The 22,151-nt window shown below is 72.1% G+C and carries 16 protein-coding genes; 7 read left to right on the top strand and 9 right to left on the bottom strand.

Going from position 1 to position 22,151, the window contains the following annotated elements; translation table 11 throughout:
• Position 1: 1 nt before the first annotated feature.
• Positions 2–1,939, bottom strand: coding sequence for an ABC transporter ATP-binding protein (locus ACZ69Q_RS05800; protein ID WP_471040103.1), 1,938 nt, complete (start codon positions 1,937–1,939; stop codon positions 2–4).
• A 150-nt stretch (positions 1,940–2,089) separates the two neighbouring features.
• Here ACZ69Q_RS05800 and ACZ69Q_RS05795 point away from each other — a divergent pair, with 150 nt between their 5' ends.
• The 3 genes from ACZ69Q_RS05795 (at position 2,090) to ACZ69Q_RS05785 (ending at position 5,492) form a co-directional block, all read left to right on the top strand.
• Positions 2,090–3,055 carry a lysylphosphatidylglycerol synthase transmembrane domain-containing protein gene (locus tag ACZ69Q_RS05795; protein ID WP_471036887.1) on the top strand — a complete coding sequence of 322 codons (966 nt, stop codon included), beginning with the start codon at positions 2,090–2,092 and terminating at the stop codon, positions 3,053–3,055.
• Between the two features lie 87 nt (positions 3,056–3,142).
• Entirely contained in the window at positions 3,143–3,907 is a 765-nt protein-coding gene (locus tag ACZ69Q_RS05790) for a crotonase/enoyl-CoA hydratase family protein (protein ID WP_471036883.1), read from the top strand.
• A gap of 490 nt (positions 3,908–4,397) precedes the next feature.
• Entirely contained in the window at positions 4,398–5,492 is a 1,095-nt protein-coding gene (locus tag ACZ69Q_RS05785) for a mechanosensitive ion channel family protein (RefSeq protein WP_471036880.1), read from the top strand.
• A gap of 15 nt (positions 5,493–5,507) precedes the next feature.
• Here the strand turns inward: ACZ69Q_RS05785 and ACZ69Q_RS05780 are convergent, their stop codons facing one another.
• The gene (locus tag ACZ69Q_RS05780; RefSeq protein WP_471036877.1) at positions 5,508–7,076 is read right to left on the bottom strand and encodes a M1 family metallopeptidase; all 1,569 of its coding nucleotides are present in this window, start codon (positions 7,074–7,076) and stop codon (positions 5,508–5,510) included.
• Positions 7,077–7,311: 235 nt separating this feature from the next.
• Here ACZ69Q_RS05780 and ACZ69Q_RS05775 point away from each other — a divergent pair, with 235 nt between their 5' ends.
• Entirely contained in the window at positions 7,312–9,531 is a 2,220-nt protein-coding gene (locus ACZ69Q_RS05775; RefSeq protein ID WP_471036874.1) for an NADP-dependent isocitrate dehydrogenase, read from the top strand.
• 100 nt (positions 9,532–9,631) lie between these two features.
• On the opposite strand, the gene ACZ69Q_RS05770 is transcribed toward ACZ69Q_RS05775, so the two are convergent.
• Positions 9,632–10,738 carry a DNA glycosylase AlkZ-like family protein gene (locus tag ACZ69Q_RS05770; RefSeq protein ID WP_471036870.1) on the bottom strand — a complete coding sequence of 369 codons (1,107 nt, stop codon included), beginning with the start codon at positions 10,736–10,738 and terminating at the stop codon, positions 9,632–9,634.
• A 5-nt stretch (positions 10,739–10,743) separates the two neighbouring features.
• Entirely contained in the window at positions 10,744–11,085 is a 342-nt protein-coding gene (locus ACZ69Q_RS05765; RefSeq protein WP_471036867.1) for a DUF5713 family protein, read from the bottom strand.
• Positions 11,086–11,133: 48 nt separating this feature from the next.
• Here ACZ69Q_RS05765 and ACZ69Q_RS05760 point away from each other — a divergent pair, with 48 nt between their 5' ends.
• Positions 11,134–11,931, top strand: a complete 798-nt coding sequence (locus ACZ69Q_RS05760; protein WP_471036863.1) for an N-formylglutamate amidohydrolase — start codon at positions 11,134–11,136, stop codon at positions 11,929–11,931.
• Between the two features lie 9 nt (positions 11,932–11,940).
• Here the strand turns inward: ACZ69Q_RS05760 and ACZ69Q_RS05755 are convergent, their stop codons facing one another.
• The 3 genes from ACZ69Q_RS05755 to ACZ69Q_RS05745 are packed head-to-tail and all read right to left on the bottom strand — an operon-like array spanning position 11,941 to position 14,491.
• Positions 11,941–12,417 carry a hypothetical protein gene (locus ACZ69Q_RS05755; protein ID WP_471040100.1) on the bottom strand — a complete coding sequence of 159 codons (477 nt, stop codon included), beginning with the start codon at positions 12,415–12,417 and terminating at the stop codon, positions 11,941–11,943.
• Between the two features lie 8 nt (positions 12,418–12,425).
• Positions 12,426–13,001 (bottom strand): RNA polymerase sigma factor, encoded by a 576-nt coding sequence (locus ACZ69Q_RS05750; protein WP_471036860.1) that lies wholly within the window; start codon positions 12,999–13,001, stop codon positions 12,426–12,428.
• 59 nt (positions 13,002–13,060) lie between these two features.
• Positions 13,061–14,491 carry a S8/S53 family peptidase gene (locus ACZ69Q_RS05745; RefSeq protein WP_471036857.1) on the bottom strand — a complete coding sequence of 477 codons (1,431 nt, stop codon included), beginning with the start codon at positions 14,489–14,491 and terminating at the stop codon, positions 13,061–13,063.
• Positions 14,492–14,639: 148 nt separating this feature from the next.
• Between ACZ69Q_RS05745 and ACZ69Q_RS05740 the strand changes: the two genes are divergently transcribed.
• Positions 14,640–17,207 (top strand): CHAT domain-containing protein, encoded by a 2,568-nt coding sequence (locus tag ACZ69Q_RS05740; RefSeq protein ID WP_471040097.1) that lies wholly within the window; start codon positions 14,640–14,642, stop codon positions 17,205–17,207.
• A 269-nt stretch (positions 17,208–17,476) separates the two neighbouring features.
• On the opposite strand, the gene ACZ69Q_RS05735 is transcribed toward ACZ69Q_RS05740, so the two are convergent.
• Positions 17,477–19,453: a LuxR C-terminal-related transcriptional regulator gene (locus ACZ69Q_RS05735; protein ID WP_471036854.1), complete on the bottom strand. Its 1,977-nt coding sequence runs from the start codon at positions 19,451–19,453 to the stop codon at positions 17,477–17,479.
• 94 nt (positions 19,454–19,547) lie between these two features.
• Here ACZ69Q_RS05735 and absR1 point away from each other — a divergent pair, with 94 nt between their 5' ends.
• The gene (gene absR1 / locus ACZ69Q_RS05730; RefSeq protein WP_471036850.1) at positions 19,548–20,633 is read left to right on the top strand and encodes a beta-glucuronidase AbsR1; all 1,086 of its coding nucleotides are present in this window, start codon (positions 19,548–19,550) and stop codon (positions 20,631–20,633) included.
• 129 nt (positions 20,634–20,762) lie between these two features.
• On the opposite strand, the gene ACZ69Q_RS05725 is transcribed toward absR1, so the two are convergent.
• Positions 20,763–22,136 (bottom strand): NtaA/DmoA family FMN-dependent monooxygenase, encoded by a 1,374-nt coding sequence (locus ACZ69Q_RS05725; protein ID WP_471036847.1) that lies wholly within the window; start codon positions 22,134–22,136, stop codon positions 20,763–20,765.
• Positions 22,137–22,151: the final 15 nt, after the last annotated feature.

Below are 22,151 nucleotides of genomic sequence, written 5' to 3'. Positions count from 1 at the left end.
ATTAGGTTGTGAACACAGGGGAAGCAATGATGCTGTCGTTGTTTGTGTGTTCCTGATGGGTACGGTCCTCGACCTTGGCCGAATCCATCTGCTTGAACTGCGTGCGGTACAGCTCGGCGTACCGGCCCCCGGCCGCCAGCAACTCCTCGTGCGTGCCGCGTTCGACGATCCGGCCGGCCTCGACGACCAGGATCAGGTCCGCCGTCCGCACGGTCGACAGCCGGTGCGCGATCACGACCGCCGTCCTGCCCTCCAACGCCTCGGTGAGCGCCTCCTGGACCGCGGCCTCCGAGGTGTTGTCGAGGTGGGCGGTGGCCTCGTCGAGGATGACGACGCGCTGGCGGGCCAGCAGCAGCCGGGCGATGGTCATCCGCTGACGCTCGCCGCCGGAGAGCCGGTAACCGCGCTCGCCGACCACGGTGTCGAGGCCGTCGGGCAGGGACCGTACGAGTTCGTCGAGGCGGGAACGGCGCAGGGCGTCCCAGAGTTCGGCGTCGCTCGCCGCGGGCCGGGCGAGCAGCAGGTTGGCGCGGACGGTGTCGTGGAAGAGGTGACCGTCCTGAGTGACCATGCCGAGCGTGCCGCGCAGGGACTCGGCGCTCAGGTCGCGCACGTCGACGCCGCCGACGCGTACGGCGCCCTCGTCGACGTCGTACAGCCGCGGCAGGAGCTGCGCGACGGTGGACTTGCCGGCGCCGGACGAGCCGACCAGGGCGACGGTCTGTCCGGGCTCGGCGCGGAAGGAGATGCCGTGCAGCACCTCTGCGCCGCCGCGGGTGTCGAGGGTGGCCACCTCCTCCAGGGAGGCGAGGGAGACCTTGTCGGCGGACGGGTAGCCGAAGCGGACGTTGTCGAACTCCACCGGCACCGGGCCCTCGGGGACCTCCTTGGCATCCGGTTTCTCCTCGATGAGCGGCTTGAGGTCGAGCACCTCGAAGACGCGCTCGAAGCTGACGAGGGCGCTCATGACCTCGACCCGGGCGCCGGCGAGCGCGGTGAGCGGCGCGTACATACGGGTCAGCAGCAGCGCCAGCGCGACGACGTCGCCCGGCTCCAGGGTGCCGCGCAGGGCGAACCAGCCGCCGAGGCCGTAGACCAGGGCGAGGGCGAGCGCGGACACCAGGGTGAGCGCGGTGATGAACACCGACTGGGCGGTGGCCGTCTTCACGCCGATGTCCGCGACGCGCCGGGCCCGGTCCGCGAACTCCTCCGACTCCTGCCGCGGGCGTCCGAAGAGTTTGACCAGCGTGGCGCCGGGGGCCGAGAAGCGCTCGGTCATACGGGTGCCCATCGCCGCGTTGAGCGCGGCCGCCTCCCGCTGCATCCCCGCCATGCGGTGCCCCATGCGCCGGGCCGGGATCACGAACACCGGGAGCAGGACGAGGGCGAGCAGGGTGATCTGCCAGGACAGGGTGAGCATGACGGCGACGGTGAGCAGCAGGGTGACGAAGTTGCTGACCACGCCGGACAGCGTGTTGCTGAAGGCGCGCTGGGCGCCGATCACGTCGTTGTTGAGACGGGAGACCAGCGCTCCCGTACGAGTACGTGTGAAGAACGCGACCGGCATGCGCTGCACATGATCGAACACAGCCGTCCGCAAGTCGAGGATGAGGCCCTCGCCGAGGGCCGCCGACAGGCGCCGCGCGAGGATCCCGAGTGCCGCCTCCGCGACCGCGATCAGGGCGATCAGCAGGGCGAGGCGGACGACGGTGCCCTCGTCGCCCCGCGTCACGATCGCGTCGACGATGTGTCCGGCCAGGACGGGGGTCGCGACGGCGAGCAGCGCGGTCATCACCCCCAGCACGACGAAGAGCGCGATCCTGCGGCGGTGCGGGCGGGCGAAGGCGCCGATTCGGCGCAGCGTGGCGCGGGCGAACGGGCGGCGCTCCCGTTCCGCGTTCATGACGCTGTGCAACTGGGTCCAGGCTGTGGTCTCCATGCTCATGGGAGGAAACGTAGGACCTCAAGCGATGTTGAGGTCAATATCGCCGACTTCGCGAAGATCGGTGTCCGTCCGCAGCCGGTCCGTAAGACGCCGTCTCCGCTACCGCAACCCGCCGTTGTCGCGACACGGAAAACCTCTCCCAGTGTGACCGCAGTACGACTCCACGCGGGACGCCTGCTCCGGCGCATCCCGCTCCGCCAGATACTGGTCCTGCTTCCGCTCGCCCTCGTCATCCTGGTCGCGGTGCGGCACCGGACCGTGCTCGCCGAGGGCATCGGGCATCTGGCGACGGCCAAGTGGCCGTGGCTCCTCGCCGCGGCCGGTGCCACCTGCCTGACGTGGGTGGCGGCGGCGGTGACCCGGCAGGGTGCCGTGGTCGACCGGCTGCCCAAGCTCCGGCTGCTCGTCACGCAGTTCGCGGCGGGCTCGGCCAACCATCTGCTGCCGACCGGACTGGGCGCGAGCGCGGTCAACCTGCGCTTCATGACGGTGTGCGGGCTGCCGCTCGCCCGCTCCTCGGCCGCGCTGGCGCTGTATCTGCTGGCGGAGAGCGTGGCCCGGGTCGGCCTGCTGGCCGCGCTGCTCATCGCCTTCCCGCACGCGCTCCAGCTCGGGCCGCTGCTGCCCGAGGGGGCGTGGGGCCCGCTGCTGCTGATCATCGGCGCGGTGGTGGTCGTGGTCGTCGCCCTCTTCGCCCTGATCCGGAAACTGCGCACCGCCGTGCTGTCGTTCCTGCGCACCGCGCTGGGTGAGGCGCGCTCGGTGCACACCCGCCCCTCCCGCGCGCTGGCGCTGTGGGGCGGCTCGATCGCCTTCCCCGCGCTTCAGGCGGCCGGGCTGGTCCTGGTCGGACTCGCGCTGGGCCTGGACGTGCCGCCGGCGCACATGGCCCTCGCGTATCTCGCGGCGACCGTCGCCGTGGCCCTGGTGCCGACTCCCGGCGGCCTCGGCTCGGTCGAGGCGGCGCTGATCGTGGCCCTGGTGGCGGCCGGCGGCCCGGTCGCGGTGGCGACCGCGGTGGTGCTGGCGTACCGGATCATCACGGTGTGGCTGCCGCTGCTGCCGGGGGCGTTGACACTGGGGGCGCTGGTGCGCTTCAAGGTCATATGAGCGCCGGATCCGACCGCCCGGTTCGACTGGAAGGCCAGGTGACCGGCCAGTAACGTACGGGGTCCGATCTAGGGAAGGGGCCCCGCCATGCCGGTCCGTGTCGAGCGTCAGGGATACGTCACCACCGTCGTCCTCTCCCGCCCCGAGGTCCGCAACGCGGTCGACGGCCCCACGGCCACCGAGCTCGCGGACGCCTTCCGGGAGTTCGACGCGGACGACGAGGCGAGGGTGGCGGTGCTGTGGGGTGAGGGCGGCACCTTCTGCGCGGGCGCCGACCTCAAGGCGCTCGGCAGCGAGCGGGGCAACCGGGTGGCAGAGGAGGGCGACGGCCCGATGGGGCCGACGCGGCTGCGGCTGTCCAAGCCGGTCATCGCGGCGGTCGCCGGACACGCGGTGGCGGGCGGCCTGGAACTCGCCCTGTGGTGCGATCTGCGGGTGGCCGAGGAGGACGCCGTCTTCGGGGTGTTCTGCCGCCGCTGGGGCGTGCCGCTGATCGACGGCGGCACGGTACGGCTGCCCCGGCTGATCGGCACGAGCCGCGCGCTGGACATGATCCTGACCGGGCGGCCGGTCACCGCCCGCGAGGCCCACGACATGGGGCTCGCCAACCGTGTCGTGCCGAGAGGGCGTGCCCGCGCCGAGGCGGAGGAGCTGGCCGGGGTGATCGCGGGGTTCCCGCAGGCGTGCCTGCGCGCCGACCGCGCCTCGGTGCTGGAGCAGGACGGGCTGGACGAGCCGGCGGCCATGCGCGGTGAACTCGCGCACGGCATGGGCGTCCTGGCCGAGAGCCTGGAGGGCGCGGCCCGCTTCGCCTCCGGCGCCGGGCGGCACGGTTCGTTCTCGGACATGTGACAACGCCGTGGGGCCGGGTGGCGGGGTTCACTCACGGCCGTGTGACGAGGCCGTGGGACCGGGTGCCGGGGCTGTGACGAGGCCGTGGGACCGGGTGGCGCGGCTTGTTCACGGACATGTGACGAGGCCGTGGGGCCGGGTGGCGCGGGCCGACGCCGTCCCCGGCGCCGCCGGAGCGCGCACCGCGGTGTGCGACCCGTGTGCCGTCTTCGCGCATCAAGCGAGCCCCGGCGTGCGGTCGTTCGGCCCTCCGAGGAGCCGCAGTGCGGGGGAGAATGCCCGAAAGGGGCCGATGAGGCAGTCCGGCCGGCGGTCCCGGCACGAACACATGTACCCGATACGGCAGGATGAGCCCTCGTGCCGGTCACGGGGGACGGGGTGACCGGCACGACGGCACATCGCGGAATCGAGCAGGTGACAACGTGACGAGACTTCACATCCGGCCGTCGGCGGAGGGATTCGCCGCAGTTCTTCTCCCCGGAGGTGACCGGTGAACCGAGCGCTCACCGTGGACGACCTGGTCTTCGCCGGTATCGCGCTGGCCGCGGGCCTCCTCGCGGCGTTCCTGCTGCGGATGCTGCTGCGCTGGCTGGGCAAGCACGCCGACCGCACCCGCTGGAGCGGCGACGACCTCATCGTGGACACACTGCGGACCGTGGTGCCGTGGGCGGCCTTCCTCGGCGGCGCCGCCTCCGCGGGCGCCGCGCTGCCGCTGACGAAGACGGTCCAGCACAACGTCAATCAGATCCTGACCGTGCTGCTCATCTTCGTCGTTACGCTGGCGGTGGCCCGCGGGATCGCCGGCGTGATGCGGACGGTCACGCAGTCCCGCCCCGGCGTCGCCGGCTCCGCCACGATCTTCGTCAACATCACCCGGATCCTGATCCTGGCCATCGGCTTCCTGGTGGTGCTCCAGACGCTGGGCATCTCCATAGCGCCCCTGCTCACCGCTCTGGGCGTCGGTGGTCTGGCGGTCGCGCTCGCCCTTCAGGACACGCTCGCCAACCTCTTCGCGGGCATCCACATCCTCGCCTCCAAGACCGTCCAGCCCGGCGACTACATCCGGCTGAGCAGCGGCGAGGAGGGCTACGTCGAGGACATCAACTGGCGCCAGACGACCGTGCGTGCGCTCTCCAACAACCTGATCGTCATCCCCAACGGGGAGCTCGCGAAGACGAACATGACCAACTTCATGCGGCCCGAGCAGGAGTTGACGATCCTCCTCCAGGTCGGCGTCGCCTACGACAGCGACCTCGACCACGTCGAGCGGGTGACCAACGAGGTCATCGGCGAGGTGATGACCGAGGTCGAGGGCGCCCTGCCGGACCACGAGCCGATCATCCGCTTCCACACCTTCGGCGACTCCCGGATCGGCTTCACCGTCATCCTGGGCGTGGGCGAGTTCAGCGACCAGTACCGGATCAAGCACGAGTTCATCAAGCGCCTGCACCGGCGCTACCGCACGGAGGGCATCAGCATCCCCGCGCCCACCCGGACGGTGGCGATCCAGCAGGGGACGGTGTCGATACCGTTGCAGCGCGTCCCCGGTGAGGCGGACGAGGTGGCCCCCGTCCGCCTCGACTGACCTGCCCGGACGTCCCTACAGGGTGGCCGAGTTGTCGTGGGAGCGGCTGCGCTTACGGCTGTGCGGCGCGGCGAGCGCCGGGTTCACCGGCGTGACCGTCCAGTCCGGGTGCCCCGGCATCCGCGGCGTCTTCGTGCCGTACAGCCAGTCCCGGAGGAATCCGGACAGATCCTGACCCGAGACCTCCGAGGCGACGGCGATGTAATCGGCCGTCGACGCCGAGGAGTTGCGGTACCGGTCGAGGAAGGCGCGCTCCAGCGCGTTGAAGGCGCTCTCGCCGACGAGGTTGCGCAGCGCGTACAGAACCAGCACGCCGCCCAGGTAGCGCTGGCCGTCGAACAGGTTGGCCTCGTTGGGCGCGGCGACCGGCCCGGAGTCGCGCCGCCACTGGTCGCCCTGGGCGTAGGTGTTCTTCATCCGGGCTTCCATGGTGGTCAGGCCCAGGGAGTCCGGCCAGCCGCGCTCGTAACGGTAGAGCAACCCGTAGAAGTCGGCGTGGCCCTCGTTGATCCACAGGTCGGCCCAGGTGGCGGGGCTGACGCTGTTGCCGAAGTAGGAGTGGACCAGCTCGTGCATCATGTGCGAGCCGATCTTCGGCTCCGCCTGGAGCAGGTAGTTCGGCTTGTAGATGGTCAGGGTCTGGCTCTCCAGGCCGGTGAAGTCGAAGGCGTTCGGGGCGTCGGAGTTGCAGGGCAGTAGGCCGTACGTCTCGAAGGGGTAGGCCCCGAGCCGCGCCTCCAGCCACTCGACCAGGTTCGGCGTCAGCGCGAGCGCCGGTTCCAGTGCCTCGGCGCGCGCGACCGGGACGACGTCGCGCAGCGGGAGGCCGTGCGGGCCCTGCCGGTCCTTGATCACGTAGTCGCCGACCGTGATCTGCACCAGTTCGGTGGCCATGGGCTCGCGGGAGCGGTACGTGTACGCGGTACGGCCGCCGGCGAGGCTCTCGGTGCGTTCGAGCAGGCCGGTGGCCACGCCGCGCAGGCCGCCGGGGACGGTTATGCGGAACGTGAAGTCGGCCTTGTCGGAGGGGTGGTCGTTGCACGGGAAGACGGTGTGGGCCAAGTTCGGCTGGCAGCAGACTGCGAACCCGTCCAGCGTGTCGACCCAGCCGGTGTGCGGCGGCAGGATACGGCGCGGGTCCGCCGAGTACTCGACGCACACGGTCACCCAGGACTTGTTCGGCAGGGTCCGTGCGGGCGTGATGCGCAGCTTCTCGGCCACCTGCTCGTACGTCGCGCTGCGGCCGCCGACGCGCACGGAGCGGATGTCGAGGCCGAGGGAGTCGAGGGAGAAGCGGGACAGCGCCTGGGTGGTGCGGATCTTCAGGGTCGCGGTGGCGTCGACCAGCCGCGTCGTGGCGTCGTAGGAGAAGTCGAGGTGGTAGGCCGACACGCGGTAGCCGTCATTGCCGAGGGCCGGGTAGACGGTGTCGCCGAGGGTCTCGGGGCCCGGGGTGCCTGCGGTCTTGGCGGCCGACGTCCCCGTGCGCGTCGGTGCCGCGTGGGCGGAGGGAGCGGCGGCCAGGGCAGCCGCCGTGCCGATCAGGGCGGCCGCGGGGGCCGTCACTCTGCTGCGATATCTCATGGTCCGCTTTCGCTTGGGCGGCCGGGTGGTCAGGGCCGGTCGCCGGATCGGTGTTGATCTCCCTAGATGACTGTCGGACCGGCTGATCCGGTTGCACGGAGGCACCGCATCCGTTTGCGCGGATCCGAGATCTCGGCAGACATACCGCACCGGTGTGCGGACCCCTGTCGAGTGCGGGTCGATCACGAGATATCTTGATGTCGAGCAATGTTGCAGACGTGGAGCGGAGCACCCGGTGACTGACTCGACCATCATCTATACGCACACTGACGAGGCCCCGGCCCTGGCGACGTATTCCTTCCTGCCGGTGGTCCAGGCGTACGCCTCGCAGGCGGGTGTCGCCGTGGAGACGCGTGACATCTCGCTGGCCGGCCGCATCATCGCGGTGTTCCCGGAGTACCTGACCGAGGACCAGCGCATCCCGGACGCCCTCGCCGAGCTCGGTGAGCTCGCCAAGACGCCGGCCGCGAACATCATCAAGCTGCCGAACATCTCGGCGTCGATCCCGCAGCTCAAGGCCGCCGTCGCCGAGCTCCAGGGCCAGGGCTACGCGCTGCCGAACTACCCGGACGACCCGAAGACCGACGAGGAGCGGGACATCCAGGCCCGCTACGACAAGGTCAAGGGCTCCGCCGTGAACCCGGTCCTGCGTGAGGGCAACTCCGACCGCCGCGCCCCCGCCTCGGTCAAGAACTACGCCAAGGCCCACCCGCACCGCATGGGCGCCTGGACCGCCGAGTCCAAGACCAACGTGGCGACCATGGGGCAGAACGACTTCCGCTCCACCGAGAAGTCCGTCGTGATCTCCGAGGCCGGCGCGCTCAAGATCGAGCACGTCGCCGCGGACGGCTCGACCACGGTGCTGCGCGAGTCCGTACCGGTCCTCGCCGGTGAGGTCGTCGACGCCTCCGTGATGCGTGTCGCCGCGCTGCGCGAGTTCCTGACCGCGCAGGTCGCCAGGGCCAAGGCCGAGGGCGTGCTGTTCTCCGTGCACCTGAAGGCCACGATGATGAAGGTCTCCGACCCGATCGTCTTCGGCCACGTCGTGCGCGCCTTCTTCCCGAAGACCTTCGAGCAGTACGGCGCGGCCCTCGCCGCCGCCGGCCTGTCCCCGAACGACGGTCTGGGCGGCATCCTCAAGGGCCTTCAGTCCCTGCCGAACGGCGCCGAGATCAAGGCGTCCTTCGAGGCGGAGATCGCCGAGGGCCCGGAGCTGGCCATGGTCGACTCCGACAAGGGCATCACCAACCTGCACGTGCCGTCCGACGTGATCGTCGACGCCTCGATGCCGGCCATGATCCGCACCTCCGGCCACATGTGGGGCCCGGACGGCCAGGAGGCCGACACCCTCGCGGTGCTGCCGGACTCCTCCTACGCCGGCGTCTACCAGGCCGTGCTGGACGACTGCCGCGCCCACGGCGCCTACGACCCGTCGACCATGGGCTCCGTCCCGAACGTCGGCCTCATGGCGCAGAAGGCCGAGGAGTACGGCTCCCACGACAAGACCTTCGAGATCAAGGCCGCCGGCACGGTCCGCCTGGTCGACCGGGCCGGCAACGTGGTCATCGAGCAGCCGGTCGCCGAGGGCGACATCTTCCGCGCCTGCCAGACCAAGGACGCGCCGATCAAGGACTGGGTGAAGCTGGCCGTCACCCGCGCCCGCGCCACCGGCGACCCGGCCGTCTTCTGGCTGGACGAGACCCGCGCGCACGACGCCAACCTGATCGCCAAGGTGGGCGCCTACCTGGCGGAGCACGACACCGAGGGTCTGGACATCCGCATCCTCGCCCCGGTCGACGCCACCAAGCTGTCGGTGGAGCGCATCCGCCGCGGCGAGAACACCATCTCGGTGACCGGCAACGTGCTGCGTGACTACCTGACCGACCTGTTCCCGATCCTGGAGCTGGGCACCAGCGCCAAGATGCTGTCGGTCGTTCCGCTGATGGCGGGCGGCGGCCTGTTCGAGACGGGCGCCGGCGGTTCCGCGCCGAAGCACGTCCAGCAGCTCGTCAAGGAGAACTACCTGCGCTGGGACTCCCTCGGTGAGTTCTTCGCGCTGGTGCCGTCCCTGGAGCAGTACGCGACCGCGACCGGGAACACCCGCGCGAAGGTCCTCGCGGACACGCTGGACCGTGCCACGGCGACCTTCCTCAACGAGGACAAGTCCCCGACCCGTCGCGTCGGCGGCATCGACAACCGCGGCAGCCACTTCTTCCTGTCCCTGTACTGGGCGCAGGAGCTGGCCAAGCAGACCGACGACGCCGAGCTGGCGAAGGCCTTCGCGCCGCTGGCCGAGTCGCTCGCGTCGAACGAGCAGAAGATCGTGGACGAGCTGAACGCCGTGCAGGGCAAGTCGGCCGAGATCGGTGGCTACTACCAGCCCGACCCGGCCAAGGCCGCCGCGGTCATGCGCCCGTCGGCCACGTGGAACGAGGCCCTCGCGTCCCTGAGCTGACGCAAAGGCCCCTGACAGGGGCCCGGAGGCCCGACAGGACCTCCTGAGCGAACCGCCCCGGCCGAGCACTGCCCGGCCGGGGCGGAGCCATGTGCACGGGCTAACGGGGCAGCACGAGCTCCAGTCCCAGGCAGCGCGCCAGATCCTCGATCTCGTGGCCGACCGCGTCGGTCACGGCCTTGTCGAACTCCTCGTCCTCGTGGAGCGCGTCGACGCGCAGCACCCCGGCCTTGCGGTCCGCGGTGGCGTCGAGCTTGCCCACCAGACGGTCGCCGTACAGGATCGGCAGCGCGAAGTACCCCCAGCGGCGCTTGGCGGCAGGCTTGTACATCTCCAGTTGGTAGTCGAAGCCGAAGAGCTCGGTGGTCCGTCTGCGGTCGTGGATGAGCCGGTCGAACGGAGAGAGCAGGGCGGCCCGCCCGGCGAACGGCTGTCCGAGCTGGGCCGGGTCGACCCGCCAACGGCCCCGCACACCCTCGACGACGGCCGGCTCACCCGCCTCCCCCACGTCCGCCGGCTCGACCTGGCACTCCGGGCCCCTGGCCCGCGCGATGCCCAGGGCGCGCAGCCGGCGCTCGTCCCGCACGCGCAGCGCCTCCGTCACGGGAACGGCGGGCGTGTCGGGGTAGACCCGCTCGGCCAGGTCCCAGAGCCGGTCACCGCCGCCGCGTCCCGCCACCGCGACCTCGCCACGCTGCACCATGAGCTCCAGCAGCTTGGTGACGTTGCGGTTGTTGCTCCAGCCGCTCGACCGCCACGGCAGCGCGCAGGTGTCCGGCAGCTCGCGGGAGGGCAGCGGCCCCGCCGCGCCGAGCCGGTCGAGGATGTCCCGGCGGCAGGCGTCGTTGGCGGCCACCCACGTGCCGTGGTACTCGCGCCACGACGTCGGCGTCCCGCGCTCCGGCCACTCGGCCATCTCGGCGCGGTAGAGCGCGAGGTCCTCGGCGGGCCGGATCATCGCCCGCAGCTCCAGCAGCGTCCGGTCCGCAAGGGCGGCGGTCAGGTCGGCCGGCGCGTATCCCGAGGCGCCGAGCCGGCTCCACGCCACGAGGTCGGCGCTGGGCGCGACGGCGGCGGTGGGGTCGATCTGGAGCAGGGTCAGCCGCCGTACGACGTCCGCCAGCCCGTCCGGCCGGGTGGCCTCCAGCAGTTGGGCGCGCACGGCGATCCGGCGGGCGTCGGCCCGCGAGAGCTCGTGGACGGTCATCGGTGTCACCAGTCCCGGGTGGCGATCAGTTCTTCCATGTCGGCGTCCGCGAAGCCGTAGGCGACGGCCACGAACCAGAAGTCCTCGGCTATCTCCTCGCGGGCCACGGTCTCGATCTCGCTGCCGGCGGCCCAGAACTCGTCCTGAAGCGCGTTGAACTCGTCGGTGGCGGCGTGGGTGAGGGGGTACAGCTCGGCCGGGCCGGCGGGCCGCTCGGCCTCGATGCGCTCGCACAGCCGCAGCAGGACGGCCTTGCCCCGGTCCACCACCGCGTCGGGGTAGTAGTCGTCGCTGTACAGCGCCTTGAGGAACGGGTGCGCGATCACCCGCTCGTTGCTGATGCTCATGCTGTGATGGTGCACCACGCCACTGACAACGCCCCGGGAGCAGCCGTCATGACCTTCGCCGCGCCGTCCTTCGAGTTGCTCCCCGGGGCCGAGGGATCGCCGGTGATCCTGCATGTGCCGCACTCCTCGCGGGAGATACCTCCCGAGGTGCGGGAAGGGATCACACTGGACGACCGCGCTCTGGAGCGGGAGCTCGACCACATCGTCGACGCGCACACCGCGCGGCTCGCGCAGGAGGTGGCCGGGGCGGCGGAGATCACCCCGTGGCGGTTCGTGAACCGACTCTCCAGGCTGGTCGTCGACCCGGAGCGGTTCCCCGACGAGCGCGAGGAGATGCTCGCCGTGGGGATGGGCGCCGTCTACACCCGGACCGCGCACCTCGCGGAGCTACGGCCCGCCGGCACCGACCCGGAACCCCTCATCGAGCGGTACTTCCGGCCGTACGCGCGGGCCATGACGGACGCCGTGGCCGGCCGGCTCGCCGCCACCGGACGGGCCGTGATCATCGACGTGCACTCCTATCCGACCGCGCGGCTCCCCTACGAGCTGCACGGCGAGGGCCCGCGGCCGCCGGTCTGCCTGGGCACCGACTCCTTCCACACGCCCGCTGAGCTGCTCGCCGCGGCGCGGGAGGCGTTCGCCCCGTGCGGGGAGACGGGGCTGGACAGCCCGTTCAGCGGCACGTACGTGCCGTTGGAGTTCTACGGCGTCGAGGCCCGGGTGTCCGCCCTGATGATCGAGATCCGCCGGGACACGTACATGGCGGAGCCGGGCGGTCCGGCAGGTCCCGGACTCACCCGGCTCACGCGGGCGTTGGCGGCGCTGGTGGACGCCGCCGCACGCTGACCGCCTGGATCAGGCCCGCAGCCACTCGGTGACGACGACCTCCCCGCCGGTCCGCAGCCGCAGGGCGAACGGGCCGTTGGGCGGGGCGTCGCTGGTGAAGCGGCCCATGTCGTCGGCGACGACCGGGGTCGCCGTCTGGGGGCCGCCGAGCACCTCGATCCGCGCCTGCTGCGGAGGCAGTACCTGCCCCATCAGCCCCTGCGCGGTGACCTCCACGTCGACGGTCACCTCGCCGGCGCGGAACGTCAGCATCCGCGGCACGTCCGTCGCGCCCCTGACCGGGATGGCGTCCTCGACCGAGTCGAAGGTCAGCTCGGCGATCCGGGCGTCGAGGTCGTGCAGCGCGAACGCCTCGACGGCGATCTGGCGCAACTGGGCCGGTACCGGGTCCAGGATGGCGGCCGCCTGGCGGAGTTCCTCCTCCAGCAGCCCGATGTCGAAACCGTCGTCGCCGGGGGATCCTTCGCCCGTCAGGTCGTCGTGCATGTCGTCGTTCACAGCGCCCCCCGCGCGTCGAGTCGGGCCCGCAGCCGGCGCAGGCAGCGCTGCCGCAGCGGCCCGATGCTGCCCACGGCGATGCCCAGTGCGGCGGACACCTCCTGGTAGCTGGGCGGCGGCGAAGCCATCAGCACGCGCAGCAACTGGCGGCAGCGTTCGCCGAGTTCCTCGAACTCCTGCCACATCCAGCGGATGCGCTCGGACTCGGCGGCGGCCTCCTCCGAGTCCAGGACCGACTGTTCGGGCGTGCGGTCCTCGCTGACCCGGTCCAGTAACTGGGGATCGTTCGTCACGGTCAGTCGCCGCAAGCTCTTGAGCACCTTCAGACACTCGTGCCGTGCGGTGCTCGCGAGCCACGACCCGGCCTTCTCGGGTTCCCGAATGCGCCCGAGGTGCTGCGCGAAGCGGAACCAGACGGTCTGGTACACCTCATGGGCGTCGGCGTCACTCAGGCGGTGGGCGCGCACGACCGACCACACCAGTGGGCTCAGCCCTTCCACGAGCGCCTTCCAGGCCGCCGCGTCGCCGTCGACGGCGGACTGGACCAACGCGCCGACATCTGCACGGTCCACAGCCCCACCCCTCGTGTACGGCAAGTCATCGTACGCCGCGGAGGGGACGGTTCCGACCCTCATGACCGAGGAGCCGGCGGCAGAACGGGCACAGGACGCCAGGTCCCGGGGCGAAGCGCCGGTACGTGCGCCCCCCGCACCTCCGCGTAACCGGAGTTGGCGGCGAGCATCTTGTAGCGGGCGACCCGCGGGTCGCTCTCCTGCTGCGTGGTCATGTGGGCCGCGATCAGACCCGCGACCACAGGGGTGGCGAACGAGGTGCCGCTCCAATGCGCGAGCCCTTCGAACATCACCTGGTCGGGCTTGGTGGAGCCGCCCTGCTCGCTCAGCACGCCGGTGTGGCGCGGGGACACGCAGGTGCAGGCGTAGCCGAAGCCGTACCGGCAGGTGTCGTAGGTGGAGTGCTGGTAGATGTACGGCATGGGCGCGTCGAAGCCGGTGAGGACGCTGGTGAGGCGCTCACCGGGCGCGTACACCTTCACCCACGGGCCGTGGTTGCTGAAGCAGGCGCCGAACTCGCCGTCGCCGCGCAGCGCGCCGACCGACAGGACGACGTCCTGGTAGTCGGGCAGATCGGCGTAGGCGGCGGGCCAGAAGGGCGTGGCGCTGCCGTTGTTGCCGGCCGCGGCGACGAGCAGTGTGCGCTGGTCGCGCAGCTCCCGCATGAAGGCCTCGATCCCGAGCAGGCCGTCGGTGCGGCCGTTGGAGGTGCCGGCGGAGAGGCTGAGGATGTCGGGCCACCCGCCCGCGTCGACGGCCTCGAAGAGCTTCTCGCCGAACTCGGACTCCAGGATGGCGCCGGCGTCGTTCAGTGAGTTGCGGACGGTGATGCCCGTGTTGGGTGCCACAGCCGCCACGAGCCCGGCGATGAACGTGCCGTGGCCGACGTACTGCTGGAGTACGCCGTCGTCGTCGCACTCCTTGATCTGCGCGTCGCCGTCGGTGTGCGCCAGCAGCGGGGAGGACCGGAAGTCATGCATGAGCCCGGTGTCGACGACCAGGACGCCGATCGCGCTGTCCACGTCGTAAGTGCCCTCGGCCGGCGCGGGGTTGAGTCCGTCGGCCTGCGCGACGGGCACGGGCTCGTCGCCGGGACAGGAGTTGACCGCGATCGACACCAGGTGGTTGCGGCTGACCAGCCGCCGCCCCGCCCGGCCCTCCGACTCCCGCAGGGCGCGCAGGGCGTGCGCGACCGGGCGGTCGCCCTCGCGGTCGCCCTCGCCGGGGTCGCCGACCTGGATGCGGGTGATGCCGGAGCGGTTGGTCTGCGGGCTCGCCCGCCGGACATGGTCCTGCACCAGGTCGGGCTCGGCGGTGAAGTGCGCGCGCACGGTGTCCTCGACGACGCGGGCGTCCTCGCCGTCACGGACGAGGACATAGCCCTTCTCGTAGATGAACTCGGCGGAGTCGTCCGGTCCCATCGCGAGGGGGACGTCGGGCATGGAGCGCTGGATCTGCTCGAACTGCTCGTGGAATCGCTGTGGTGCCATGGCGTGTCCTCCCACTGGGGCGACGGTCGTCAAATTGAGCCACGTGGTCGCTGATTGATACAGCGCCAAACCCGTGTGGCACGGTTCCGGGGCAACTACCATCCGTGGAGTGACCGCGGGAAGCGAATCGGTTCTCGAACTGCTGCCGATGGTGTTCGCCGCCCCGAACGACGCGCTGGCCAGGGCGGAGGGGCTGCTCGACGCCGATCCCTCGCCCTTGCACGCCTCCGTCGCCCACCAGGTGATCGGCATCTGGCAGCGGGACTGGGGCGACATGCGCATCGCCCTCCATCACCTGCGGCGCGCCCGGGATCTCGCGGCACGAGCGGATTCCGCCGACCGGGAGGCGGATGTCCTGGCGGCGCTCGGGGTCGCGTTGGTGCATGCGGGGCGCACTCAGCAGGGGCTGGCCGCGCTGGAGCGCGGGATCGAGCGCGGCAGCGGACACACCCGCGCCCGGGTGCTGTTCCGCCGCGCCTACGCCCGCTGGGTCCTCGGCCACCACCGTGAGGCACTGGAGGACGTGCGCCGGGCGATTCCAGTGCTGCGGCAGGTGGACGACGTCATCTGGACGGCTCGGGCGCTGACGCTGCGCGCGACCGTGCATCTGGCACTGGGTGCGGTGGACCGGGCGGACGCCGACTTCACGGCGGCCGAGGCGCTGTGGGACACCACGGGCCAGGAACACGACAAGGCCGACGCGGTGGAGAGCCGGGGCCTGGCGGCGTTCCGGTCGGGCGACATCCCGGTGGCACTGAGGCTGCTCGACGAGGCCGAGGAGCGCTACGCCAAGCTCGGCACACCGACGTTCATGCTGAACATCCGGCGCTGCGAGGTGCTGATGGCGGCCGGGCTGGCCCCGGAGGCGCTGGCCGAGGCCGACGCGGCGATCGCCGTGCTCGACGGCATCGGCGGCCAGTCCACCCGCAAGGCGGAGCTGCTGCTGGCGGCGGCGCGAGCCGCCAGGCTGGCGGACGACGCGCACACGGCGATCGCGCGTGCCGACATGGCCGTGCGGCTGTTCGCCGGGCAGCGGCGCAGTTGGTGGGAGACGCATGCCCGGCTGGTGCTGATCGAGGCGCGGGTGGCCGCCGGACGCAGTTCGGGGCGGCTGGTGGCCGACACGGCGGCGGTCGCCGACCGGCTGGCCTCCTTCGGCGCGCCGGCCGCGCCGGAGGCCTCGCTGCTCGCCGGCCGGATCGCGCTCGGGCTCGGCTGGACGGCGGACGCGGAGCGGCATCTGGGCGTCGCCGCCCGCAGCAGGCGCAGCGGGCCGCCGCTGGCGCGGATGACGGGCTGGGCGGCGCAGGCGCTGCGGGCGCAGGCGGCCGGGTCCGGACGCGGTGTCCTGGAGGCGTGCCGGCGCGGCCTTGACGTGCTCGACGCCCACCGGATGACGCTGGGTGCCTCGGAGCTCCGGGCCCGCGCCACCGCGCAGGGCGCCGAACTGGCCGCGCTGGCCCAGCAGGCCAGCCTCGACTCCGGCAGCCCGCGCCGGCTGTTGGTGTGGAGCGAGCGCTGGCGGGCCACCGCGCTGTCGACACCGCCGACCCGGCCGCCGGCCGATCCGGAGCTGCAGAGCGATCTGACCGCGTTCCGGGAGATCGCGGCGCGCGCCGAGGAGGCCCGCCGCGAGGCCCGCCCGGTGCCGGCCCTGGAGCGTGAACAGCGGCGCCTGGAGCGGGAGATACGGTCCCGGACGCTGCATCTGCGCGGCGACACGCCCGGCGACGGCCACCGCTTCGACCCGGGCCGGCTGCTTCAGCGGCTGGGCGACGACGTACGACTGGTCGAACTCGCCGTGCTGGACGGGCGGGTACAGGTGCTGCTGTGCGGTCAGGGGCGGGTGCGTCGGTACGAGGCTGGGCTGCTGACCGAGGCGGAGACCGAGGCGGAGCATGTCCAGGCCGGGCTGCGGCGGCTGGCCCACCCGGGCGCGGAGGGGCGGCTGCCGGTGGTGGAGGCCGCGGGGCGGCGGCTGGAGGAGCTGCTGCTCGGCCCGGCGGCGGCGCATCTGGGCGACGGTCCCGTGGTGGTCGTACCGCCCGCCCGGCTGCACCGCGTGCCGTGGGCCCTGTTGCCGTCGCTGCGGGAGCGGGTCCTCAGCGTGTCGCCGTCGGCGAGCGGCTGGCTGCGCGCACGGGAGACCGAGCCGCCGCCGGGCGGGCGTCAGGTGCTGGTGCGCGGGCCGGGCCTGGCAACGGGCGGCGCTGAGGTGCCCCATCTGGCCGGCCGGTACGGCGGTGCCGTCGTCCTGGAGCACGCCGACGCGCGGGTCCCGCAGGTGCTGGAGGAACTCGACGGCGCCGCGCTGGCCCATATCGCCGCCCACGGCACGTTCCGCGCGGACGGCCCGCTGTTCTCGTCGCTGCGGATGGCCGACGGGCCGCTGATCGTGCACGACTTCGAGCGCCTGGACCGCAGCCCGTACCGGATCATCCTGTCCTGCTGCGACACCGCCCGGTTCGCCTCCGTCGGCGCCGACGAACTGCTCGGCCTGGTCACCGCGCTGCTGCCGCTGGGCACGGCGGGGGTCGTGGCGTGCACGGCCCCCGTCAACGACGCCGCGGTGGTGCCGCTGATGCTCGCACTGCACAAGGGACTCAGCGAGGGGCTGTCCCTCGCCGAGGCGCTGCGCGACGCGCGGGCGGCGCTGCCCGGCGACGCGCTGCATCGGGCCACGGGGTGGGCGTTTTCGGCATTCGGGGCGGCGTGACGCTCCGCTGGTGACGCCGCGATGCAAGTGCCGCGATGTGTCGTCGATCGCCTGCGGCCTCGTACGGGATGTGTCGTCGATCGCCTGCGGCCTCGTTCGCGATGTGTCGTCGGTCGCCTGCGTCCTCGTTCGCGATGTGTCGTCGATCGCCTGCGGCCTCGTTCGCGATGTGTCGTCGGTCGTCTGCGGCCTCGTTGTGGTTGGTCGCGCCCACGCGGCGGCAGCCGCACATCGATTGCGGCCCCGCGTCCCCTGGGTCGCGCTGTCACTCACGCCGGCTGTTCCACCAGACACGGCAGGGCTCCGCGGTCGCCGGTGCCCAGGCGGGCGTACGCGCTGTAGAGGTGGTTGCCCACCGTGCGGACGGAGAGGGTGAGTTTCTCGGCGATCTGCCGGTTGCTCAGTCCCGTGGCCGCGAGCGTCACGATCTGGCGCTGCCGGGCGGTCAGTTCACCGAGGACCAGCCCGGACAGCGCCGGGGTGCGCGCGCCCTGGCAGCGGCTGGCCAGCGCCACGGCACGCGTGCGTGAGGTGCGGGCGGCGCGCGGATCGCGGTGCGCCCGTACGGCCTGGGCGTGCGCTTCGGCCGCGAAGAGCAGGAAACCGCGCTCCTGGAGCTGTCGGGCCACCCGATCCAGCGCGGGACCGTCGGCGCGGGCCAGCGCGTCGGCGTGCTCGGCGAACACACCGGTCAGGCGCCCCGCGGCGCGCTCGGGGTCACCGAGGCGGACGGCGTCGTACGCATCGCCGCCGATCGCCCCGGCCATCCCTCCGACGTCACCACCGATCGCCCCGGCCGCCCCGCCGACGTCACCACCAGTCGCCCCGGCCATCCCGCCGACGACACCACCGATCGCCCCGGCCGCCCCGCCGACGTCACCACCGATCGCCCCCGCCGCCCCGCCGGCGTCGCCACCGATCGCCCCGGCCATCCCGCCCGCGTCGCCGCGGGTCGCCGTCGGCCGGGTGACCGCCCCACCCCCGTGGGAGCGGCCACCCGAGATCTGGTGCGCGGCCGTCGCGTCGCCCGACTGCGCTGCGGCGAGAGCGAGTTCGAGTCGGCAGGACGGCTCGTCGGCGCCGGCCGGGAGCCCCTCCCGCGCCCATGCCGCCGCCTCCCGCAGCTCACCGCGCAGTCGCGCGAACCGGGCCCGTACGGCCGCGTATCCGGCCGGTACCGGCGCGCCCTCCGCGACCAGCCACTCCCCCACCGGCGCGGACGTCGCCCGGACGTCAGCCCGCTCGATACGGCGGCTCAGCGCGGCCCGCTCGGCGTCGAGGGCGGCACCGCACTGTTCCGGCGTACGGGACAGCCGCCTCGCCCGCAGGCGGCCGGCCGCAGCCCGCAGCACCGGGCCGTGCAGGGGGTGGGCGAGGCGGACGGCGCCCCGGTCGTCGACGTGGACGAGGGCGTCGGCCTCCAGGTGTTCCAGAGCGCGCAGCTCGAGCCGGTCCGCCTCCAGGTCCAGCGGTAACGGCTCGGCGAAGGCGAGGCGTTCGAGGATCTCGCGCTGCTCGGCGCAGGTGCGGTCCAGGACGTGCGCGGTGCGCTCTCGCACCGTCGAGGTCATCGGCACGGGCCCGCGCCACGCCCACTCCTGCGTGTCCTCGACGCGGGTGAGCAGCCCGCGTTCGCGCACCGCGCCCGCCAGGTCGCGCATCAGTCGCAGGTCGCCCCGGCACAAGCGGTGCAGCCGGTTGACGGTGAGCGGTTCGAGGCCGGCGCCCGCCGCTTCGGCGGCCAGCAGCCGGGCGGTGTCCTCGCGGGGCAGCGGCTCCAGGGTGAGACGGGGCAGGAGTTCGCCGGTCCACAGCCGGGAGATCGCGCCGGGGACCGTGGCCCCGTCGGTGGTGACGACCAGGAGCCGGGTGCGTCCGTGCACGGCCAGTTGGTGGACCAGGGCGGCCGAGGCGTCGTCGAGCAGATGGGCGTCGTCGACCAGCAGCAGCCGTACGCCGGACAGATGCTGGAACGCGCCGTGCAGGGAGGCCGTCTCGGGGACGAGGTGTGCGAACGCGGCGAAGCGGATACGGCGGGTCTCGGGGGTGCCGGCCACCCGGGCGAAGTCGGTGCCGCGGGCGGCCTCGGTGACGAGCCGGGTCTTGCCGCTGCCGGCCGGGCCCGTGATCACGATGCCGTGCCGGCCCGCGGCCAGGGCCCCGCGGACCAGCGCCAGTTCTTCCTCCCGGCCGGTGAACGGCCAGGGCAGCTCCAGGGTCTTCGCCTCGCGTACGTAGGTCGTCACGGCAATAGGAGCGCGGTGACTCACATCTGATACACGGGTACTTGAGTAGCCCCCGACTCAGGCGCCCGGCGCGGTCTCACGGCAGCCTGTCCGCATGACCGCTCGTTACTGCTCCCTCGCGCAGCAGTCGGCGCCCGCCTTCGCACCGGGGCTGGCCGCCGAGCGGCTCAGTGCGCTCATCGGCGGACGCCGTATGTGGGTCAACGGCACCGTGCTGCACTACCACTTCTTCGACCGGGACTCCGACGGATCCTCGATCCCGGACCCGGAGACCGGCGAGAGCAGGCATGTCTCGTGGGTCGGCGGCAAGGAGCAGCGGGATGTCGTGCGCGAGTGCTTCAAGGAGTGGAAGGGCCTGGGCATCGGGCTGTCGTTCGTGGAGGTGGGCGACCGGTCGGAGGCCGAGCTGCGCATCGGGTTCCAGCTCGGCGACGGCTCCTGGTCGACCGTGGGCAAGGACGCGCTCCAGGTCGGTCTGAACGAGCGCACCATGAACTTCGGCTGGGACCTCACGGTGCCCGGGGAGCGCGGGACGGCTCTGCACGAGATCGGGCACGCGCTCGGCATGCTGCACGAGCATCAGAGCCCGTTCGCCGGGATCCACTGGGACGACGAGGCCGTGTACGCGGATCTGGCCGGCCCGCCGAACTTCTGGAGCCGGGACAAGACGTTCTTCAACATCCTGCGCAAGCTCGACGCGAACGAGGTCAACGGTTCCGCCTGGGATCCGCAGTCGATCATGGAGTATCCGTTCTCGGGCGGGCTGATCCTGGAGCCGGAGCAGTTCCGCGGGGGACTGAATCCGCCGGGTGTGCTGTCGGGGGCCGACAAGGAGTTCGTCCGCCGCTGGTACCCGCCGGCCCAGACGCCCGGCCCGCGCGAGCTGGTGCCCTTCCACTCGGTCGCGCTGCGGCTCGGCCCGGCGGAGCAGGCCGACTTCGTCCTCGAGCCGCCGGAGACACGCGAGTACACGGTGGGCACCTTCGGCGACAGCGACACCGTCGTCGTGGTCTTCGAGGAACGCGACGGCGAGCCTCGCTACCTCACCGCTCAGGACGACGGCGGCACCCCGCACAACGCCACGCTCAAGGCGCGCCTGGTCAAGGGCCGCCGCTATTTCGTCCGGGTGCGCCTCTACGCCAACTGGGGTTCGGGTCAGACGGCGGTCATGTGCTGGTGACGGCACGGATCCGCTGACGCGCACGGACACGACAGTCCACAGTCCGGCGCCGGGGGAAGTGGCCGGGAAACGCCGCCTTCGGGGGAGGGCGACGATTCCCGGCCACGCCGGCGTCCACTCGCCGTCATTTCACGACGCGATCCGTTCGGCCGGTGCCTCGTCGGGGTGCGCCAGGCCGAGGTGGTCGCGCAGGGTCGTGCCCTCGTACTCGGTGCGGAACACGCCCTGTTCCTGGAGCAGCGGGACGACCTTGTCGGCGAACTCGTCGAGGCCCGTCGGCGTGATGTGCGGGACCAGGATGAAGCCGTCGCTCGCGTCGGCCTGCACGAAGTCGTTGATGGTCCTGGCGAGGGTGGCCGGGGAGCCGACGAAGTTCTGTCGGTTGCCCGTGTTGATGACCAGGTCGCGGATGGACCAGTTGTTGGCCTCGGCCAGCTCGCGCCACTCGCGGGCGGTGGCCAGCGGGTCCCGGTACATGCGGACCTGGGCGCGCCCCTTGGAGATGTGGTTGTCACTGACGTCCGGGTCGATGTCGGGGAGGGGCCCTTCCGGGTCGTACGCCGACAGGTCCCGGTTCCAGACGAACTCCAGGTGCTTGAGTGCGGTGGCTCCGCTGACCTGCTGACGGCGCACCTCGCGGGCGAGTTCCTCGGCCTCGGCGTCGGTGTCGGCGAGTGCGAAGGTGGCGGCGGGCAGGATGAGCAACTGGCCGGGGCGGCGGCCGTACTTGGCCAGGCGGGACTTCACATCGGTGTAGAAGGCCTGGCCGGCGTCGAGGGTGCCGTGCCGGCTGAAGATGGCGTCGGCCTCCGCGGCGGCGAACTCGCGGCCCTCCTCGGAGTCGCCGGCCTGGAAGACGACCGGGCGGCCCTGTGGCGAGCGCGGGACGTTGAACTGTCCGTGGATGTCGAAGTGCTGCCCCGTGTGGACGAAGGCGCCGGCCTTGGCGTCCCGCAGGAACGTGCCGGTCTCCTGGTCGGCGAGGATCTCGTCGCCGCGCCAGGCGTCGAAGAGTTCGTTCGCCGTGGCGAGGAACTCCTTGGCGCGGGAGTAGCGCTCCTCCTGCGGCAGGAAGCCGCCGCGGCGGAAGTTCTCCCCGGTGAAGGCGTCCCAGGAGGTGACGACGTTCCAGGCGGAGCGGCCGCCGGAGAGGTGGTCGAGGCTGGCGAACTGGCGGGCGACCTCGTAGGGCTCGTTGAAGGTGGAGTTGATGGTGCCGGTCAGCCCCAGGTGCTCGGTGACGGCGGCGAGCGCGGCGAGGACGGTGAAGGTGTCCGGGCGGCCCACGACGTCCAGGTCGTAGATCTGTCCGCCCTGTTCGCGGAGCCTGAGTCCTTCGGCGAGGAAGAGGAAGTCGAACTTGGCGCGTTCGGCGGTCCGCGCGAAGTGGGCGAAGGAGCTGAACTCGATGTGGCTGCCGGCCCGCGGGTCGCTCCACACGGTGGTGTTGTTGACGCCGGGGAAGTGGGCGGCCAGGTGGATCTGCTTCAACGGCTTGGTCATGGCTGCGGGGTCCTT

Source organism: Streptomyces sp. NPDC036764 (assembly GCF_055609385.1).
Note: the sequence above shows the minus strand (reverse complement) of the source record. Positions and strands in the feature narration are given on the sequence as shown.

What these genes read in the sequence shown, in the direction of transcription:
- ACZ69Q_RS05745 (WP_471036857.1), bottom strand. Translation starts at nt 14,491, where the DNA reads ATGGCACCACAGCGATTCCACGAGCAGTTCGAGCAGATCCAGCGCTCC.
- ACZ69Q_RS05755 (WP_471040100.1), bottom strand. Translation starts at nt 12,417, where the DNA reads ATGCACGACGACCTGACGGGCGAAGGATCCCCCGGCGACGACGGTTTC.
- ACZ69Q_RS05740 (WP_471040097.1), top strand. Translation starts at nt 14,640, where the DNA reads ATGGTGTTCGCCGCCCCGAACGACGCGCTGGCCAGGGCGGAGGGGCTG.
- absR1 (WP_471036850.1), top strand. Translation starts at nt 19,548, where the DNA reads ATGACCGCTCGTTACTGCTCCCTCGCGCAGCAGTCGGCGCCCGCCTTC.
- ACZ69Q_RS05725 (WP_471036847.1), bottom strand. Translation starts at nt 22,136, where the DNA reads ATGACCAAGCCGTTGAAGCAGATCCACCTGGCCGCCCACTTCCCCGGC.
- ACZ69Q_RS05790 (WP_471036883.1), top strand. Translation starts at nt 3,143, where the DNA reads ATGCCGGTCCGTGTCGAGCGTCAGGGATACGTCACCACCGTCGTCCTC.
- ACZ69Q_RS05765 (WP_471036867.1), bottom strand. Translation starts at nt 11,085, where the DNA reads ATGAGCATCAGCAACGAGCGGGTGATCGCGCACCCGTTCCTCAAGGCG.
- ACZ69Q_RS05760 (WP_471036863.1), top strand. Translation starts at nt 11,134, where the DNA reads ATGACCTTCGCCGCGCCGTCCTTCGAGTTGCTCCCCGGGGCCGAGGGA.
- ACZ69Q_RS05770 (WP_471036870.1), bottom strand. Translation starts at nt 10,738, where the DNA reads ATGACCGTCCACGAGCTCTCGCGGGCCGACGCCCGCCGGATCGCCGTG.
- ACZ69Q_RS05780 (WP_471036877.1), bottom strand. Translation starts at nt 7,076, where the DNA reads ATGAGATATCGCAGCAGAGTGACGGCCCCCGCGGCCGCCCTGATCGGC.
- ACZ69Q_RS05800 (WP_471040103.1), bottom strand. Translation starts at nt 1,939, where the DNA reads ATGGAGACCACAGCCTGGACCCAGTTGCACAGCGTCATGAACGCGGAA.